Raw genomic sequence first — 16,183 nt, 5'->3', positions numbered from 1 at the left:
GACTGTGCAGATGCACAAGGATTAGGTGCGTCGCACAACGATCAGGCGGTCAACACACAACATTTGGACTTCCTGTCACGCCGCTGTGACATATATCATCAAGAAGGACCGCCAGAGTCCGCACAACGGGATATAGCGCCAGAGGCGGGCGCCGAGGACGAATATGAAACGTGGAATTGCCATTCTGCTTTCACTCTCCGTGCTTGTAGCCGGCGCGTATTTCACCGCCAGCAAGTGGGCGATTCGCCACGAGACTCTCAGGTTCTATGACCCGGCCCGCGATAACCGCCTCGTTGCCGTCAACGTGGCTGTGCGCTGGGACAAGGAGATGCAGGCCAACGCGGGCATGATCACCCTGCCGGTGGCGATCCTCAACCATGGCAACACCGTCAAGAACAGCGAGTACTCGTTTCTGGCTAATATCTTTGCGGCGCGCGGCTACCTGGTGATCAGCCCGCAGCACGACCTGCCGACGGACCCGCCGATGGTGACCAAGGTTGGTGAGCTCTATGTCGGACGCTTGCCGCAGATCCAGCGCGGCGTGGCCAACATTCACTTCGCCATGGAGGAGATGAAGAAAATCCAGCCCAATGCCGACTATGCCAAGGTTACGATGGTCGGACATTCGATGGGCGGCGACATCTCGATGTACTTCGCCAAGCAGTATCCCGACGAGATCAAGAAGGTCGTGACGCTGGACAATCTGCGTGTGCCGTTCCTGACCGACGCCAAGTTCAAGATCCTGTCCTTCCGCTCGAAGGACACCCAGTTCAAGCCTGACCCTGGTGTCGTGCCCGATGCCGACCAGTGCGAGAAGTCCGGTATCACCGTGGTGAACACCGATTTCCAGCACAACGACATGCGCGACACCGGTCCGGACGCCGCGAAGAACTCGATCCAGGCGATGCTCGATAAGTTCCTGGTCGATACCGACAGCGACGTGGCGCCGGTCGACACCAAGAGTGCGCCGCCGAAAATCCTCGAGCCAGGGCCGGTCTCGCTCTACGTTCCCGACCCTTCGGCCAAGAAGGTCAAGAAGACCGAGACCGAGAAAAATCACTCGTCGGTCCCGAACTGACCTCTACGCCTGGTTCAGCCACGCCGCGCATTGACGCTCCCCCGATCCCGGCCCACATAATCCTCACGACGAGGGCGAGGATTGATGGCTGCCGAACCGACCAAACCGAAATCCGGTAGCGACGTCGCTGCGCAGGCAGCCGAGGCCCGCAACTCCGGCCGCTTGCCGGAAGCATCTCCGTCGAGCTCCGAGGACATCGCCGCCTTCGTCGCCAAGGCGCGCGCGATGTCGCCACATCATGCCGGAGGGCGCGGAAGGCTAATTTTTGCGCTCGACGCCACGATGAGCAGGCAGCCGACCTGGGACATGGCCTGCGCGCTGCAGGCGGACATGTTTCGCGAGGCTGCCGCCCTCGGCAGTCTCGATATCCGTCTGGTCTATTACCGCGGCTTCAACGAATGCCGGGCGACCGGATGGATTTCCGACAGTGCCCAGCTTGCCCGACTGATGAGCAAGATCGATTGCCAGGGCGGCAATACCCAGATCGGCAAAGTATTGTCCGAAACGCGCCGCGAGGCGGTGGCCTCGGGGGTCCGGGCCGTGGTGTTCGTCGGCGACGCCATGGAGGAGTCGGTCGATGAACTCTGCGCCAGGGCCGGCGAGCTCGGGCTGCTCAAGGTCCCCGTCTTCATGTTCCAGGAAGGTGGCGACGCCACGGCCGAGCAGGCGTTCCGCGAGATTGCGCGGTTAACCGGCGGCGCCTATTGCCGCTTCGATCCCGGCGCTGCGGCGCAATTGCGCGAGCTGTTACGCGCGGCGGCGGCCTATGCCGCCGGCGGCCGCGAAGCGCTGCTGCAACTGTCGAAGACAGCAAGCGGCGCAGCCAGGTTGATCGGCCAGATGAAGTGACCGCGCCTCGGCTGCATCGATGACGTCGCCGCTTTCGCCACCGCATCGAGCGCGGCCGACATGTTGCTGACGGCAGCCGCCGCTCCGCCACGAGGACGCCGAGCCATGTTGTCTCACGCTTGCGTCAGGAGGCCGCTTGCGGTGCTTTTCCTTGCCGCTGCGATTATATTGCGCCCATGCCAACTCTGATTGCCGGCATCGTTGCCGTTGTCACGCTTTATCTCTTGCTGCAGATGTTTCGCGCCGCCAATCCGGCGATGCTGGCGCGCGCGATCAAGATCGTCGGCGGCGTGTTGTCGCTCGCGGTTGCCGCCTATACCGGGCTGAGGGGCGAGCTTGCGGTGGCGATCCCGCTCGGGATCTTTGGTGCCGGCCTGCTCGGCTGGTCGCCGAACGTACTCGGCAATATCGGCAGCATCTTCGGCGGCGCCCAGCGCTCCGCCGGACAGAGTTCACGCGTGCGCTCGAAATATCTCGAGATGAGCCTCGACCACGACACTGGCGTGCTGTCGGGCCGGATCGTGGAAGGGCCGAATGCCGGCCGCTCGCTCGACGAGTTCGACCTTCAGGGATTGCTGGCGATGGCCGCCAGCTTCGACGCCGAGAGCGCCACCTTACTTGAAAGCTATCTGGACCGCCGGTTTCCCGCTTGGCGTCAAGACGCGCAGGGCAACGGGGCAGGGGGGCAGCGTCGCGCGGCGCCGGGCGGCAAAATGACGGAACAGGAGGCTTACGAGATCCTTGGCCTGCAGCCGGGAGCGTCGCGCGACGAGATCAGCCGGGCGCACCGCACCCTGATGAAGAAACTGCATCCCGACCAGGGGGGGTCGACGTACCTCGCTGCCCGTGTAAACGAGGCCAAGGATACCTTGCTTCGCGCGCATTCCAGCTAACTCCGGCAACGCTACCAAACGCTACAAACCGAGAGTTGCTCTGCTTCTCTGTGCTGACGCCCATCTCGCCCGCCATTGTCCGACGCGGTCGATCGCCTGTTCTCGAAAGTTTAACCGCAAATCCTTGCCGAGAAGTTTTCGCGCGGGAACAATCAGCCTTCGCTGCCGCATGCCGATGCAAAAAAGCCGGCGCGGGTGGCGCCGGCTCTTTTTTCTCAGATCAACGATGGATCAGTTGCGGATGGTGATGCAGGAAATGTCGGCGCGCTTCAGTGTCCGGCACACCGCCTCGGCCTGCTCGCGCTCGAGGCCCGCAAAACGGGCGCGATAGAGCTTGCGATTATCCTTGGCAACGATGGTCTCGGTGAAGGGATCGGCCTTGCCGAGGAGGCCGCGCGACTGGTTGCGCGCAAGATCGATGCGCTGACGTGCCTCGTCTTCGCTTTCGAGCGCGCCGACCTGGATGATCCAGCCGGTGTGGACGGCGGGCGGGGTCGGCTTGGCGACCGCCACCGGCTGCGCCGCTTGCGGCTGGACCGCGGCAATCGTTTGCGGCGCCGAGGTGGAGGGCTGCAGGCTCGACGCTGGCAATACGCCAAGGAGGCCATTGCCGGTGCCGAACCCGGCGGGCTGCGGCGGCATTTCGGTCCTGGCCGCAGGCCGCGGGGCTTCGGTCTTCGGGACGTCCGTCTTGGCGACTTCGACGCTTGCCACGACGGCGCTGGAGGTCTCGGCCACTTCCGGGCGGGCCGAGATCGCATTGGTGATCGGCGGCGCCGGCTGCGACGGCCCCGCGGAGGCGAGCTTGGTGCCGCCGGCCTTGACCTGAACCGTTTTCACCTTGACCGGCTTCATCGGCTCGGCCGAACCCGGAATGATGGCCATCGGCTGGCTCTGGATCACGCCGTTGGTCAGGGGCGCCGGTTCTGATTTGGGTTCGGGCTTAGCTGCCGGCTCAACCTTCGCCGGCGGCGGGGGGAGGGCAGCGGCCGCCGCGGCCACCAGCGAGGCCTTTGCGGCCGGTCGCGGGGCGGCCGGCGTCAGCGCAGCCATAGCGGGCTCCGCGGAGGCCGCGGCGCTGGACGTGACCTGCGCCGGCTGCTCGTTGCCGCGCGGCGCGGTGTCGGCTTCGGCGACGTCGGTATTGCCGTCCGCGATATTCCTCTCGGTGATGGCGGCCGCGGTGCGGACGGTTGCGGCCTTTTCGAGGTTCTCGGCGAGCAGGCTACGCATGATGGCGTCGCGCGAGCCGCCGCTGCGACCACCCATCACCACGCCGACCAGATGGCGGTTGCCGCGGTGTATCGAACTGACGAGATTGAAACCGGACGCGCGGGTGTAGCCGGTCTTGATGCCGTCGATGCCTTCGACACTACCGAGCAGGCGATTGTGATTGCGGATCGATTGTCCCCGATAATTGAACACGGTGGTCGAGAAGAACCGATAGTAGCGCGGGAACCGGTCCTGGATCGCACGGCCGAGGGTGGCCTGGTCGCGTGCTGTCGTGACCTGCTCGTCATTGGGCAGGCCAGAGGCGTTGCGGTAGACGGTCTTGGTCATGCCGAGCGCGCGGGCCTTCCGCGTCATCATCCTGGCGAAGTCGTCCTCTTCGCCGCCAATGGCTTCGGCGATCACGACGGCGGCGTCATTGGCCGAACGGGTCACCAGACCTTTGATGGCGTCTTCGACCTTGATGGTCTGGCCTGGCCGCAGGCCGAGCTTGGTGGGCGCCTGCTCGGAGGCGTGCTCGGATACCCGCATTTCCGTGTCGAGCTTCATCCTGCCGGCCTCGAGGCGCTCGAACAGCAGATAGAGCGTCATGATCTTGGTCAGCGAGGCGGGGTGACGAAGGCCATCGGGATTGTTGGATGCCAGCACCGAGCCGGAATTGCCATCGACGATGATGGAGGAGAACTGGGGGCTGTAGCTGTCGCGATCGACCTGATGATGGCGCACCTGATGGCGGTGCCGGTAGCGACGCGCCTCGGCGCTCTCGCTTGAGATCAGGATCGCGGTGCTGAAGGTGATGAGCCCGAGAACGCCAACTCGCAATACGCGCGAGGAAGCCAAGGTTGTACGAAGCATTTACTTCCCCGTCCCAATTTCTATCTTGATCACCGGCACGTGAGGCGAAATTGTGCCCGACGGTCCGATGAAATCCCCTTGTTCGACGATGGCTTCCGGAAACGAGGCTCCGGCTGCACCGGCAGACTAGGGTCGCTGTTCTGGCTAAGATGCTGTTCACAAACAGTTTTCAGGCTGCTTGTCGGAAGATGAACCCGTCCGGGAATCAAGGTTAGGCGGCCCAAGTTTCCAAAAGCTTAATTAAGCGTTGCGTAGAGACCCGGGGTTTTCGCCAAATTCGATCGATTTGTGCAATGCACAATATTTCTTGACTTGATTGTGTGCAGCACTAGTCTGGCGGCGCGTTCGGGGCGTCGGCGCGCGCCGACGAAGGGTTTGCGCGAACAGGTCTTGGGAAAGGATTCCGATGGTCAAGGTTGAAGACATTCAAAATTACGGAAAAGAGCAGCTTGAGACGATTTCAGCTTCCGCGAGCAACCTCCAGAACGGCGTCCAGGCGATCGCGACCGCCTATGGCGACTACGCGAAGAAGTCGTTCGAGGACACCAAATCGTTTGTGGAAAAGCTGTCCGGCGTGAGGTCGCTCGACAAAGCGCTGGAAGCCCAGACCGAGTATGCCCGCTCGGCCTATGAAACCTTCGTCGCGGAATCGCAGAAGATCGCCGGGCTCTACAGCGACTGCGCCAAGCAGACCTTCAAGCCGTTCGAGGGCTTGGTCGCCAAGTTCAACCCGGCGCACTGACCGGCGCGGCCCGAATTCCAAACGAAAAGCCCGGCCGTTCGGCCGGGCTTTTTTTCTGGAGGAGATCTCCGACTACCGGGCTACGCGCAGTTTGGAGATTTGCGTCAGGATGTTCTTGAATGCGTCGGAGGTCTGATCCGAATTGGTGATCATCTGGAAGCTTCCGTTGGTCGCGCAATCCTTCAGCACCTGCGATTGTGGATCCCCATTGTTGATGTTGACCTGGATCGTGAACACCGTGACCGGGTTGTCCTTGTCGGCCTGGATATTCTGGCAGAGGATCTTCTGGCGGGCATCGATCGCTGACTGCGATGTGCTCCATCGGTTCTGGGTGTTCAGACCATCGGACAGCAGCACGATGTAGTCCTTGTAGATGTAGCCGGTTTCCTTTTGCGGCGCCTTGACCGGGCCATTGGTCGTGCTGAGAGATTGCCAGCCCCAGGCCAGCCCTACGGCCTGATTGGTATTGCCGCTCGCCTTCATTGCGGTGATCTGGTCCTTGAGGGTCTGCCACTGGTTGCTCATCGCAGTTACCGTGGAAGGGAGGCAGTCGGCCCACTGTTCGGCGTAGAACTGTTTGGACGGGGTTCCACCAGTCGACGATCCCGGATCGACATTCGTCGTGTCATAGGCTTGGTCGCGATCATTGATGCAGCCGGTCCAGGTGCCGTGCCCGGGAGCCGCCGCAGCAGCCTGAGCTGAATCAGTGGGATGATTGCGCCAGTAATGCTTATATGTAGTTTGCTTGCATTGCCTGTTGTTGCCATTGCCGCTGCACTGGCAATTCGGTTTGCCCGTGGGACAAGACGCGTTCCACCCGCTGGTCAGGACAATGGTCTGGTCCACGACGCTAGTATAGCATCCGTTGTAGAAGATTCTGCTTTTTCCCGGGTAATTCGCGCCGCTATCCAAGCCCGGGCAAATCATGCCGGCATAGGTGCCGCTCGAGGGAATCAAATATTTGTTCGTCGAAAGCTTGCTTAGGTCGGTAGGACTGGGAGAGCCGGTGATCGTCGCTGGCCGATCCATGCACACGAAGCCATAAGTCCTTACGGTGCTATTGTTGGTTGGCCGCGAGGATCCGCTGGTATCGAACGGGCAAGGCGCGCCGGGACCGATATCCGCCCAGGTATAGGTAATGTTGTTGTACGTCACATTGATCGGATAGTTCTTATCCGTGAGGATACGCGGCTCGGCCTCCCACTCCGTCCAGTTGATCCAGGACGCATTGACGTTCGACGAACCGTCGCTCGCAGTGCCGAAGTTGACGTCCTTGGCAAATGGAACAATGGAAATGTAGACGTCGCCGGCGGCGTTGTTATAGGTCGACAGCGTATCGATCATGTCCTTGGCCGCTTTTTGCATGGCGGCCATCTTGTTGTTCTGATCCATGGATCCAGTGTTATCCAGGACCATTGCTACGCGCATGCGGCTGTTGCCCCAGGCTGCGGTTGAACTGGTACCGAATTTGAGGGTCGGCAAGCCGGCCATTTTCAGGAAATCGGTCGGCAGGGTACCAGAAGCGTTCACCTGAATGGTTGCTATCCCGCTGCTGTCCTTTGGCGTGTAGCTCGCATGGACGTCGCTGGCGGAGACCGTGCCGGATTTGTCGGTATAGAGGGACGCGAAATAGGTCTTTGCCCGCGCTTCGATGTCCGAGGTGCTGATGGTTCCGTTGGTAAGATCCTTGGACAACATCAGCGCTGTCGAATCGAGCGCCGCCTGCATCGAGGACCGCGCGGCGTTGACGCGAGAATAATCAATCGCGGCACCGACGAAGGTGACGACCGGAACCGAAGCCAGAGCGAAAATTACCGCTATATTGCCTTGGTCCGCGCCGGCAAACCGGCGGGCCGCCGTGCGCAGGCGGTTGAAAATGGCTGTGACGAACATGGCGCTCACCGCAATCTGGTTGTGCCGCCATTTCTCAGTGCGCCGCTAAATAGGTGGTAAACCGGTCCTCATAAAAACGGGTCAAAGCCAAGGCAAAAGCCGAGCGGCCGGGCGAAAGCGGCCCTATTGTCAACGGTTGCTAAACAGGCGGCCGGCCACCTTTGTCAAACCCGCCAGAAACGATTAACCTTGGCTTGAGCGCCGAGACCCGGGAGTCGGGCCGGGCTGGCCCCACGCGAGCGTTGCTTCCGTGCTTGCGAGGGGACGAGGCCGGGCCCATATTGATTTTGGCCGACCCAGCAAAGGATCGGACCGGGAAACGGCGATCTCTTGAGCGTGCTGGAAGTTCCGTGACGGCTGCCTTCGGCGTTGCGCAACCTCCATATGCGCTGACGTGTTTCCTTTGGGGATGTCGAACGCCTGAGCCATGTCGCAGACAATTTTTGCAACCAATTCGCCTGTATCGGCGCTTGCCGCACCATCAGCGCCCCGGATGAGCAACGACGAGGGCCGTAGTGGGGGGACCGGAGGTCCGTCCACTTCGGTCATTACCAAGGTCAAGCCCAAGACCAAGCGCCCCAATCTGTATCGCGTCCTGATCTTGAACGACGACTACACGCCGATGGAGTTCGTCGTCCATGTTTTGGAGAAGTTCTTCAACAAGGACGCGGAAGCTGCGACCAAGATCATGCTACACGTCCACCACCACGGCATCGGGGAGTGTGGCGTTTTCACCTACGAGATCGCCGAGACCAAGGTGACCCAGGTGATGGATTTTGCGCGGAAGCACCAGCATCCGCTGCAATGCGTGATGGAAAAAAAGTAGCGCGGGCCCAGCATCGAGAAGACCCGCCGGGAAGCGGAACGGGTCTTGCATTTGACCTGCCTGACGGAAGCGCTTGGCCTGACGGAAGCGGACGGCGTTCCCGTTAACTTGCGGGATGTGGCTCTCGGTCGCGGCGGCTTCACTCGATTGGCTGACCGCTGCATGGGCCGGTCTTTTGCCACGATCGTACGTGACTATATGACAGGGGATGATGAAGGTTGTTGTTGCCTGACCGGGTAATGGCGATCATGATGGCCGGGGGCCACAGAGGACGCGAATGCCTACTTTTTCCCAAAGCCTTGAACAATCCCTGCATCGTGCATTGGCGATTGCAAACGAGCGTCACCATCAATACGCGACGCTTGAACACCTTCTGCTGTCGCTGATCGATGACTCGGATGCGGCCGCGGTGATGCGGGCCTGCAGCGTCGATCTCGACAAGCTGAGGACCAGTCTCGTCAACTATCTCGAGACCGAATTCGAAAACCTGGTGACTGACGGCGCCGATGACGCGAAGCCGACCGCCGGCTTCCAGCGCGTGATCCAGCGCGCGGTGATCCATGTGCAGTCGTCGGGTCGCGAAGAAGTGACCGGCGCCAATGTGCTGATCGCGATCTTCGCCGAGCGCGAGAGCCACGCCGCCTATTTCCTGCAAGAGCAGGACATGACGCGCTACGACGCAGTCAACTACATCAGCCACGGTATCGCCAAGCGGCCGGGCGTCTCCGAGGCGCGGCCGGTGCGCGGCGTCGACGAGGAGACCGAGGCCAAGGGCAACGAGGACGCCAAGAAGAAGGGCGAGGCGCTCGAGACCTATTGCGTCAACCTCAACAAGAAGGCGCGCGACGGCAAGATCGATCCGGTGATCGGGCGCAATGCCGAGATCAACCGTGCGATCCAGGTGCTGTGCCGCCGGCAGAAGAACAATCCGCTGTTCGTCGGTGAAGCCGGCGTCGGCAAAACCGCGATTGCTGAAGGCCTCGCAAAGCGCATCGTCGACAGCGAAGTGCCGGAAGTGCTGGCGGCGGCCACCGTGTTCTCGCTGGACATGGGAACGCTGCTCGCCGGCACGCGCTACCGCGGCGATTTCGAGGAGCGCCTGAAACAGGTGCTGAAGGAGCTCGAGGCGCATCCGAACGCGATCCTGTTCATCGACGAGATCCACACCGTGATCGGCGCCGGCGCCACGTCGGGCGGCGCCATGGATGCGTCCAACCTGCTCAAGCCGGCACTGGCATCGGGAACGATCCGCTGCATGGGCTCGACGACTTACAAGGAATACCGCCAGCATTTCGAGAAGGACCGCGCTTTGGTGCGCCGGTTCCAGAAGATCGACGTCAACGAGCCGACGGTGGAAGACGCGATTGCGATCCTCAAGGGCCTCAAGCCCTATTTCGAGGATTACCATCGCCTGAAATACACCAATGAGGCGATCGAAGCGGCGGTGCAGCTTTCCTCGCGTTACATCCACGACCGCAAGCTGCCCGACAAGGCGATCGACGTGATCGACGAGTCCGGTGCGGCGCAGATGCTGGTTGCCGAGAACAAGCGCAAGAAGACGATCGGCATCAAGGAGATCGAGACCACGATCGCCACCATGGCGCGGATTCCGCCGAAGAGCGTGTCGAAGGACGATGCGGAGGTGCTGAAGCACCTCGAGCAGACCCTGAAGCGCGTGGTGTTCGGTCAGGACAAGGCGATCGAGTCGCTGTCGGCCTCGATCAAGCTGGCGCGTGCCGGATTGCGCGAACCGGAGAAGCCGATCGGCTGCTACCTGTTCTCCGGCCCGACCGGCGTCGGCAAGACCGAGGTTGCAAAACAGCTCGCGGCGTCGCTCGGCGTCGAGCTGCTGCGCTTCGACATGTCCGAATACATGGAGCGGCACACGGTGTCGCGCCTGATCGGCGCACCTCCCGGCTATGTCGGCTTCGACCAGGGCGGCCTGTTGACCGACGGCGTCGACCAGCATCCGCATTGCGTGGTGCTGCTCGACGAAATCGAGAAGGCGCATCCGGATCTCTACAACGTGCTGCTGCAGATCATGGATCACGGCAGGCTGACCGACCATAACGGCAAGCAGGTCAACTTCCGCAATGTGATCCTGATCATGACCACGAACGCCGGTGCGGCGGATCTCGCCAGACAGGCATTCGGCTTCACCCGCAGCAAGCGGGAAGGTGATGACCATGAGGCGATCAATCGCCAGTTCGCGCCGGAATTCCGCAACCGGCTGGACGCGATCGTCTCCTTCGGTCACCTGAACGCCGACGTCATCGGCATGGTGGTCGAGAAGTTCGTGCTGCAGCTCGAGGCGCAGCTCGCCGACCGCGACGTCACCATCGAACTGTCGGAGCCGGCCAAGGCCTGGTTGATCGAGCACGGCTATGACGAGCAGATGGGCGCGCGCCCGATGGCGCGGGTGATCCAGGAGCACATCAAGAAGCCGCTGGCTGATGAAGTTCTGTTCGGTCAGCTCAAGGGCGGCGGCCATGTCCGCGTCGTCCTGGTCAAGGACGAGGCCGCGGCCAAGGACAAGATCGGCTTCGAGTTCGTCGAGGGGCCGGTTACGCCGAAGCCGGAAAAACTCCCCGGCGCCCGCAAGCGCAAGCCGAAGCCGGGCGGCCCCAACGGCGGCGGTGGCTCCAAGGGGCCGGCGCGCGGACCGCTGGTGAAGGTCTGACGAGGTTCTGATGATATTGAAAAGGCCGGCTACGAAGCCGGCCTTTTTTGTGCGGGATTAAGCCGCGCTCTCGCGGATGCCGCGCGCGATCTGCTTCTGCGCATCGAACTCGCGACGCAGCCGCGCCAGCTCCTCCGCGCTCAGCGCGTCCGCGTTGCTGTAGTCGCGCTTCCAGGAGTGATCGGCGCTCCAGCGCAGCGGCGACTGCACTGTCGTCTGTGGTCCCGGTGCGGACTCCAGCACTCGCAACGCAAGCTCCAACGTGAACGCCTGCGAAGCCACATCATGCGGCTTGCCGGCTGAATTGCCGAGCGGGAAATCGCTGAACAGGAAGCGCGGCACGGCCGCGTGCTCGATGATATCTTTCGCGCAGCCCATCACGACGGTCGGAATGCCGTTGGCCTCGAGATGTCGCGCGACCAGACTGACAGTCTGGTGGCACACCGGGCAATTCGGCACCAGCACCGCGGCGTCGACACGATCAGCGCGGCAGCGCGCCAGAATTTCCGGCGCATCGGTTTCGATGGTGACGCGGTGGCTGCGGTTGGTCGGCGCGCCGAAGAAGCGCGGCGCGATCTCGCCGATGCGTCCTTCCCGCGCCAGCCGTCGCAATTGCGGCAGCGGGAACCAGGTGCCGCTGTCTTCGGCCGAGGTGTGCACGCGGTCGTAGGCGATATGGGAGATGCGCAGATCGTGCTGCTTCGATGTGTCGCCGTCGTAGACCTGATAGAATTTGGCGCCGCCGTTATACTTCGCACCCGGTCCCTGATCGCCCCTGGCGGGATCGAACGGCGCCGCCGTGGTGATGATGGTGACGCGGGATTCGGCGAGCGGCCTCTGCAGCGGCTGGAACGGCGCGCTGACGTAATGCGCCCAGCGGTAGGGCGTGGTGTAGCCGATCGCAGCATAGTAATCGCGCGTGCGTTTCATATAGCCGATCGGCGCGTCATCGTCGGGTGCGAAGCCGAGTTCCTGATCCGATGGTGCCGTCATCTCGTACTCCGAGTAATCAAGCCGGAAGCGATGTGCAATGGTCGAGCAAATTCGGATGGGTCGCGCAGATATGATGTGCGCCGGCGCCCTTCAGCTCCGCTTCGCTGCCATAGCCGTAGAGGACGCCGATCGCAGTCATGCCGTTGCTCCGCGCGCCGACCATATCATGGCTGCGGTCGCCGATCATGATCGCCTGCACAGGATCCACCTTCGTCGTTTCGAGCGCATGTCGCAACAGCTCGGTTTTGTCGGTACGTGTGCCGTCGAGCTCGGAGCCGAACACCTGTTCGAAATAGGGACGCAGGCCGAAATGATCGATGATGCGTTCGGCATAGACCGCGGGCTTGCTGGTGGCGACGAACATGCGCGGATGCGACGCGGCCAGCGTCGACAGCGTCTCCTGAATGCCGTGATAGGTTTCATTCTCGAACAGGCCGATATCGGCGAAGCGCTCGCGGTAAAGCGCCAGAGCTCGATCTGCGAGTTGATCGTTGCCGACCAGCTTCTTCAGGCTGGCGTGCAGGGGAGGGCCGATGCACCAGGTCAGTTCGTCTTCGCCTGGGACCGCCTGGTCCAGTCGCTCGAGGGCATATTGGATCGAACGGGTGATCCCGGGCTTGGGGTTGGTCAGCGTGCCGTCGAGATCAAAATAGATTGTGCGCATTTCGGCCCTGGCGCGTTGATAATGCCCGAGTTGCTAGTTGGCCCGCAGGCCAAGTCAAGGACTGATTTATCTGACCCAGGATAATGCCGATAGTCCCACGTTTCAGCGCTGCTCTCGCAATTCTGCTGTGGCTGGCACCGGCCTCGGCCGAAGAGCCTGTCAGCCGGGTCGTGCATCCGAGCGTCGAGGAACTTGCGCAGCCCCCGGAAAAGCTGCCTGAGACCGCGCGCGAAAGCGAGGCGCGGGAGGCGATGTGCCTGATGATCGAATCTGCCGCGCGAGCGAACGATCTGCCGCTCGAATTCTTTGCCCGCGTGATCTGGCAGGAGAGCCGGTTTCAGCCCGATGCGGTGGGCCCAATGACGCGGAACGGCCAGCGCGCGCAGGGCATCGCGCAATTCATGCCGGGCACGGCGAGCGAGCGCGGCCTGCTCGATCCTTTCAATCCTGTGCAGGCACTGCCGAAGTCGGCCGAATTCCTCAGCGAGCTTCGCGGTCAGTTCGGCAATCTCGGCCTTGCCGCCGCGGCCTACAATGCCGGCCCGCGCCGCGTGCAGGACTGGCTCGCCGGCTCCGGCTACATGCCGCAGGAGACGCGCAACTATGTGTACGCGATCACCGGCTCCAGTGTGGACGAATGGGCGGGGGCGGGCCGCGGCGGCAAGATGCCTGCGCGTCCGCCGACCTCGAGCTGCCGCGAATTGATGGCGCTCCTGAAGCGTGCGCCGAACCCGTTCGTCGCCGGGCTCGAGCAGCACGTAACACTGGCCGCGGCGAAGGTCTGGGGCGTGCAGCTTGCGGCGGGCTTCAATCGCGACAAGGCGCTGGCGATGTATGCGCGTGCGATGAAGAGCCTGAGCAGCGTGATCGGCGATCAGGACCCGAGCCTGCTCAGCTCGCGCTTGCGCACGCGCGGCACGGCCACCTTCTACCAGGTGCGCATCGGCACCGACACGCGGCCCGAGGCCGACAATCTCTGCAGCCGCATCCGCAAAGCCGGGGGCGCCTGCTTTGTGCTACGGAACAGGGTGTGAGCAGATAGCCGTCGCTGTCGTCCCGGCCTTGAGACCCATACCGCGGAATCTATCCGTGAGGTGATCTGGTCGACGCCTTTGCCGAACAACTACTCCCTGTGGTTATGGGTCCGGGCGTTCCGGGACGACAAACTGTCGTTGCATGACAGCTCTGAAGCCGCCTTGCTTGACGTGGCCGGCCTTCGTCAGCCCTATGCCGCCACCATCCAACCCGTGACCGGTCTCCCGTGGCGCTTCCTCCGCTCGATTCTCCGCAATGGCAAACCTCCTTCCGCGCCTTCTTTTGGGGCGTGCGGTCGGTCGGCTCCACCATCCTGGCGCTGGTGCTGTTTGCGACCTATCTCGGCATCGGCGCGCTCGCGCACGACACAGGATTCTCGCTGGCCTGGACATTGGCGAGCACCGTGTTCGTCTGGGCTGGACCGGCGCAAATCATTCTGGTGTCGACGCTCGGCTCGGGTGCGACCATCCTGCAATCCGCGATCGCGGTGACCGTCAGCGCCATCCGCCTGTTTCCAATGGTGGTGTCGGTGCTGCCGATGATGCGCACGCCACAGACCAAGCGGCGGCATCTCATTTTGGTCGCGCACCTCACCGCGGTCACGTTGTGGGTCGAATGCCATCGCTTTCTGCCGCAGGTGCCGCGGGAGCGGCGCATCGCCTTCATTCAAGGGCTCGGCTGCGGGTTGGTCTTCCTCTCCGTCGTGGCCAACACCGTCGGCTATCTGCTGGCCGCCAATCTTTCCCAGCTCTTTGCCGCCGCGATCCTGATGCTGACGCCGCTCGCGTTCCTGTTCTCCACCGCACGCAATTGTCGAGAGCTTGCCGACGGCGTCGCGCTGGCGCTGGGACTGGCGCTCTATCCGGTTGCGACGCTGCTGGACAGCGGACTGGACATTTTGGTCAGTGGCGTCGTCGCCGGCAGCATCGCCTATGGCGTGCATCGGCTCAGGGCAAAGGCGATCGCATGAGCACCTTCATCGGCGACTGGCACGCGCTCGTGGTGCTCTTCGTGGCCGGCGTCATTCCGAACCAGATCTGGCGCATGCTGGGCCTGTGGTTCGGCGGCGGGCTCGACGAGAGCTCGGAGCTTCTGGTGTGGGTGAGGGCGGTCGCGACCGCGATCCTGGCCGGAGTGATCGCGCAGATCGTGGTGCAGCCGCCGGGCGCGCTCGCAAGCGTTCCGGGCGTGTTGCGCTATGGCGCGGTGGCCGCGGGCTTTATCGCTTTCATGCTGTCACGGAAATCGATCTTCGCCGGCGTCGCCGTCGGCGAAGTGATCCTGGTCGGCGGCCAATGGTGGTTCGGCTGATTGCAGCCCGTGCGCAATCCGTTACTGTCGGCACCAAAGCAGCTATCCCTGGATTGAGACATGGTTCGAAAAGGTGAAATACGCCCGGGAGAAGTCGCGGTCGAGATGCCGCCGGCGGAGGATGCCGGCCTCGTCTTCATCGGCCGCATCCGCACGCCCTGGACGTCGCGGCTGATGACACCGCGGCAGGGACGCCAGGATGGCCCGGTCTGCCGTCTGGAGATTTTCGAGCCATGGGTGCCCGCCATCAAGGGCGTCGACTTCTATGCGAATCTCGAGGTGCTCTACTGGCTGCACCAGTCGCGACGCGACCTCGTGCTGCAGAGCCCGAAGAGCAACGGAAAGACCCGCGGCGCCTTCTCGCTGCGCTCCCCGGTGCGGCCCAACCCGATCGCGTCCTCGATCGTGAAGCTGGTCGGGATCGAGGGCAACGTCATCCTGGTGCGCGGACTGGATTGCCTCGACGAGACGCCGCTGCTCGACGTCAAACCCGACCGCTGCGAATTCACCCCGCTGGCGGCGCCGCAGCCGGGCGATTTCGAGATGGAGTAGCGCCTCCGTCATTCCGGGGCGATGCGACAGCATCGAGCCCGGAATCCATGTCGCTGCGCCGTATGCGGCCCGATGGGATTCCGGGCTCGCGCTTCGCGCGCCCCGGAATGACAGGAGAAGGTGGTGGCCGTTACCCCAGCGCGGCGATCAGCTTGGTGGCATTGTCCTCCAGCACCTTCACATCCTCCTTGCGGCTCGCCGGCGGCAGCAGCGCGACCCCGTCATGCCGCGGCATCACGTGCATATGGAGGTGGAAGACGACCTGACCGCCGGCGGGCTCGTTGAACTGCTGCACGGTGATGCCGTCGGCCTGGAACGCCTTCATCGCCGCGGCGGCGATCTTGTGCGAGGCGCGCGCGACATGAGCGTAGTCGTCGGGCGAGATGTCGAAGATGTTGCGTGCGGGGGCCTTCGGGATCACCAGTGTGTGGCCGGGAGAGCGCGGCATGATGTCGAGGAAGGCGAACACATGCTCGTCTTCATAGACCTTGTGGCAGGGCAGTTCACCGCGCAGGATCTTGGCGAAGATGTTGTTGGGATCATAGGCGGCGGGCATGGCGTCGGCTCCTCATCGCGTCTCAA

The 16,183-nt window shown here is 62.8% G+C and carries 15 protein-coding genes; 10 read left to right on the top strand and 5 right to left on the bottom strand.

Annotated elements, in window-relative coordinates; all coding sequences use genetic code 11:
- The first annotated feature begins 163 nt into the window (after window positions 1-163).
- The 3 genes from I6F35_RS09880 to I6F35_RS09870 all read left to right on the top strand — a co-directional run bounded on the left by I6F35_RS09880 (window position 164) and on the right by I6F35_RS09870 (window position 2,820).
- On the top strand, window positions 164-1,078 hold the full coding sequence (locus I6F35_RS09880) for an alpha/beta fold hydrolase (protein WP_225117449.1): 915 nt from the start codon (window positions 164-166) through the stop codon (window positions 1,076-1,078).
- A gap of 84 nt (window positions 1,079-1,162) precedes the next feature.
- Window positions 1,163-1,927 carry a VWA domain-containing protein gene (locus tag I6F35_RS09875; protein WP_225117448.1) on the top strand — a complete coding sequence of 255 codons (765 nt, stop codon included), beginning with the start codon at window positions 1,163-1,165 and terminating at the stop codon, window positions 1,925-1,927.
- Between the two features lie 176 nt (window positions 1,928-2,103).
- Window positions 2,104-2,820, top strand: a complete 717-nt coding sequence (locus I6F35_RS09870; protein ID WP_225117447.1) for a DnaJ domain-containing protein — start codon at window positions 2,104-2,106, stop codon at window positions 2,818-2,820.
- Between the two features lie 231 nt (window positions 2,821-3,051).
- Here I6F35_RS09870 and I6F35_RS09865 read toward each other — a convergent pair whose 3' ends face one another.
- Window positions 3,052-4,905, bottom strand: coding sequence for a D-alanyl-D-alanine carboxypeptidase (locus I6F35_RS09865; protein WP_225117446.1), 1,854 nt, complete (start codon window positions 4,903-4,905; stop codon window positions 3,052-3,054).
- A 406-nt stretch (window positions 4,906-5,311) separates the two neighbouring features.
- Between I6F35_RS09865 and I6F35_RS09860 the strand changes: the two genes are divergently transcribed.
- Window positions 5,312-5,647: a phasin family protein gene (locus tag I6F35_RS09860; RefSeq protein WP_225117445.1), complete on the top strand. Its 336-nt coding sequence runs from the start codon at window positions 5,312-5,314 to the stop codon at window positions 5,645-5,647.
- Window positions 5,648-5,719: 72 nt separating this feature from the next.
- Here the strand turns inward: I6F35_RS09860 and I6F35_RS09855 are convergent, their stop codons facing one another.
- Complete coding sequence (locus I6F35_RS09855; RefSeq protein ID WP_225117444.1) at window positions 5,720-7,540, bottom strand: TadE/TadG family type IV pilus assembly protein; 1,821 nt, start codon at window positions 7,538-7,540, stop codon at window positions 5,720-5,722.
- 493 nt (window positions 7,541-8,033) lie between these two features.
- On the opposite strand from I6F35_RS09855, the gene clpS reads away from it, so the two are divergent.
- Together clpS and clpA are read left to right on the top strand one after the other, a co-directional pair.
- On the top strand, window positions 8,034-8,366 hold the full coding sequence (clpS, locus tag I6F35_RS09850) for an ATP-dependent Clp protease adapter ClpS (RefSeq protein WP_225117443.1): 333 nt from the start codon (window positions 8,034-8,036) through the stop codon (window positions 8,364-8,366).
- 277 nt (window positions 8,367-8,643) lie between these two features.
- The gene (clpA, locus tag I6F35_RS09845; protein ID WP_225117442.1) at window positions 8,644-11,046 is read left to right on the top strand and encodes an ATP-dependent Clp protease ATP-binding subunit ClpA; all 2,403 of its coding nucleotides are present in this window, start codon (window positions 8,644-8,646) and stop codon (window positions 11,044-11,046) included.
- A 57-nt stretch (window positions 11,047-11,103) separates the two neighbouring features.
- Here clpA and I6F35_RS09840 read toward each other — a convergent pair whose 3' ends face one another.
- The gene (locus I6F35_RS09840; protein ID WP_225117441.1) at window positions 11,104-12,039 is read right to left on the bottom strand and encodes a glycine/sarcosine/betaine reductase selenoprotein B family protein; all 936 of its coding nucleotides are present in this window, start codon (window positions 12,037-12,039) and stop codon (window positions 11,104-11,106) included.
- A gap of 16 nt (window positions 12,040-12,055) precedes the next feature.
- Window positions 12,056-12,703, bottom strand: coding sequence for an HAD family hydrolase (locus tag I6F35_RS09835; RefSeq protein WP_225117440.1), 648 nt, complete (start codon window positions 12,701-12,703; stop codon window positions 12,056-12,058).
- An 83-nt stretch (window positions 12,704-12,786) separates the two neighbouring features.
- Between I6F35_RS09835 and I6F35_RS09830 the strand changes: the two genes are divergently transcribed.
- The 4 genes from I6F35_RS09830 to tsaA all read left to right on the top strand — a co-directional run bounded on the left by I6F35_RS09830 (window position 12,787) and on the right by tsaA (window position 15,601).
- Window positions 12,787-13,737: a lytic transglycosylase domain-containing protein gene (locus I6F35_RS09830; RefSeq protein ID WP_225117439.1), complete on the top strand. Its 951-nt coding sequence runs from the start codon at window positions 12,787-12,789 to the stop codon at window positions 13,735-13,737.
- 227 nt (window positions 13,738-13,964) lie between these two features.
- Entirely contained in the window at window positions 13,965-14,708 is a 744-nt protein-coding gene (locus tag I6F35_RS09825) for an AzlC family ABC transporter permease (RefSeq protein WP_225117438.1), read from the top strand.
- Window positions 14,705-15,049 carry an AzlD domain-containing protein gene (locus tag I6F35_RS09820; protein WP_225117437.1) on the top strand — a complete coding sequence of 115 codons (345 nt, stop codon included), beginning with the start codon at window positions 14,705-14,707 and terminating at the stop codon, window positions 15,047-15,049. Before I6F35_RS09825 ends, I6F35_RS09820 begins: the two co-directional genes overlap by 4 nt.
- A gap of 60 nt (window positions 15,050-15,109) precedes the next feature.
- Window positions 15,110-15,601, top strand: coding sequence for a tRNA (N6-threonylcarbamoyladenosine(37)-N6)-methyltransferase TrmO (gene tsaA / locus I6F35_RS09815; RefSeq protein ID WP_225117436.1), 492 nt, complete (start codon window positions 15,110-15,112; stop codon window positions 15,599-15,601).
- Window positions 15,602-15,731: 130 nt separating this feature from the next.
- Here tsaA and I6F35_RS09810 read toward each other — a convergent pair whose 3' ends face one another.
- Window positions 15,732-16,157 carry an HIT family protein gene (locus I6F35_RS09810; RefSeq protein ID WP_225117435.1) on the bottom strand — a complete coding sequence of 142 codons (426 nt, stop codon included), beginning with the start codon at window positions 16,155-16,157 and terminating at the stop codon, window positions 15,732-15,734.
- Between the last annotated feature and the right edge of the window lie 26 nt (window positions 16,158-16,183).

Source organism: Bradyrhizobium sp. BRP22 (assembly GCF_020194175.1).
Lineage (GTDB): Bacteria > Pseudomonadota > Alphaproteobacteria > Rhizobiales > Xanthobacteraceae > Bradyrhizobium.
This window is presented reverse-complemented; position numbering and strand designations above follow the sequence as displayed.

What these genes read in the sequence shown, in the direction of transcription:
- I6F35_RS09880 (WP_225117449.1), top strand. Translation starts at nt 164, where the DNA reads ATGAAACGTGGAATTGCCATTCTGCTTTCACTCTCCGTGCTTGTAGCC.
- I6F35_RS09875 (WP_225117448.1), top strand. Translation starts at nt 1,163, where the DNA reads ATGGCTGCCGAACCGACCAAACCGAAATCCGGTAGCGACGTCGCTGCG.
- I6F35_RS09870 (WP_225117447.1), top strand. Translation starts at nt 2,104, where the DNA reads ATGCCAACTCTGATTGCCGGCATCGTTGCCGTTGTCACGCTTTATCTC.
- I6F35_RS09865 (WP_225117446.1), bottom strand. Translation starts at nt 4,905, where the DNA reads ATGCTTCGTACAACCTTGGCTTCCTCGCGCGTATTGCGAGTTGGCGTT.
- I6F35_RS09860 (WP_225117445.1), top strand. Translation starts at nt 5,312, where the DNA reads ATGGTCAAGGTTGAAGACATTCAAAATTACGGAAAAGAGCAGCTTGAG.
- I6F35_RS09855 (WP_225117444.1), bottom strand. Translation starts at nt 7,540, where the DNA reads ATGTTCGTCACAGCCATTTTCAACCGCCTGCGCACGGCGGCCCGCCGG.
- clpS (WP_225117443.1), top strand. Translation starts at nt 8,034, where the DNA reads ATGAGCAACGACGAGGGCCGTAGTGGGGGGACCGGAGGTCCGTCCACT.
- clpA (WP_225117442.1), top strand. Translation starts at nt 8,644, where the DNA reads ATGCCTACTTTTTCCCAAAGCCTTGAACAATCCCTGCATCGTGCATTG.
- I6F35_RS09840 (WP_225117441.1), bottom strand. Translation starts at nt 12,039, where the DNA reads ATGACGGCACCATCGGATCAGGAACTCGGCTTCGCACCCGACGATGAC.
- I6F35_RS09835 (WP_225117440.1), bottom strand. Translation starts at nt 12,703, where the DNA reads ATGCGCACAATCTATTTTGATCTCGACGGCACGCTGACCAACCCCAAG.
- I6F35_RS09830 (WP_225117439.1), top strand. Translation starts at nt 12,787, where the DNA reads ATGCCGATAGTCCCACGTTTCAGCGCTGCTCTCGCAATTCTGCTGTGG.
- I6F35_RS09820 (WP_225117437.1), top strand. Translation starts at nt 14,705, where the DNA reads ATGAGCACCTTCATCGGCGACTGGCACGCGCTCGTGGTGCTCTTCGTG.
- tsaA (WP_225117436.1), top strand. Translation starts at nt 15,110, where the DNA reads ATGGTTCGAAAAGGTGAAATACGCCCGGGAGAAGTCGCGGTCGAGATG.
- I6F35_RS09810 (WP_225117435.1), bottom strand. Translation starts at nt 16,157, where the DNA reads ATGCCCGCCGCCTATGATCCCAACAACATCTTCGCCAAGATCCTGCGC.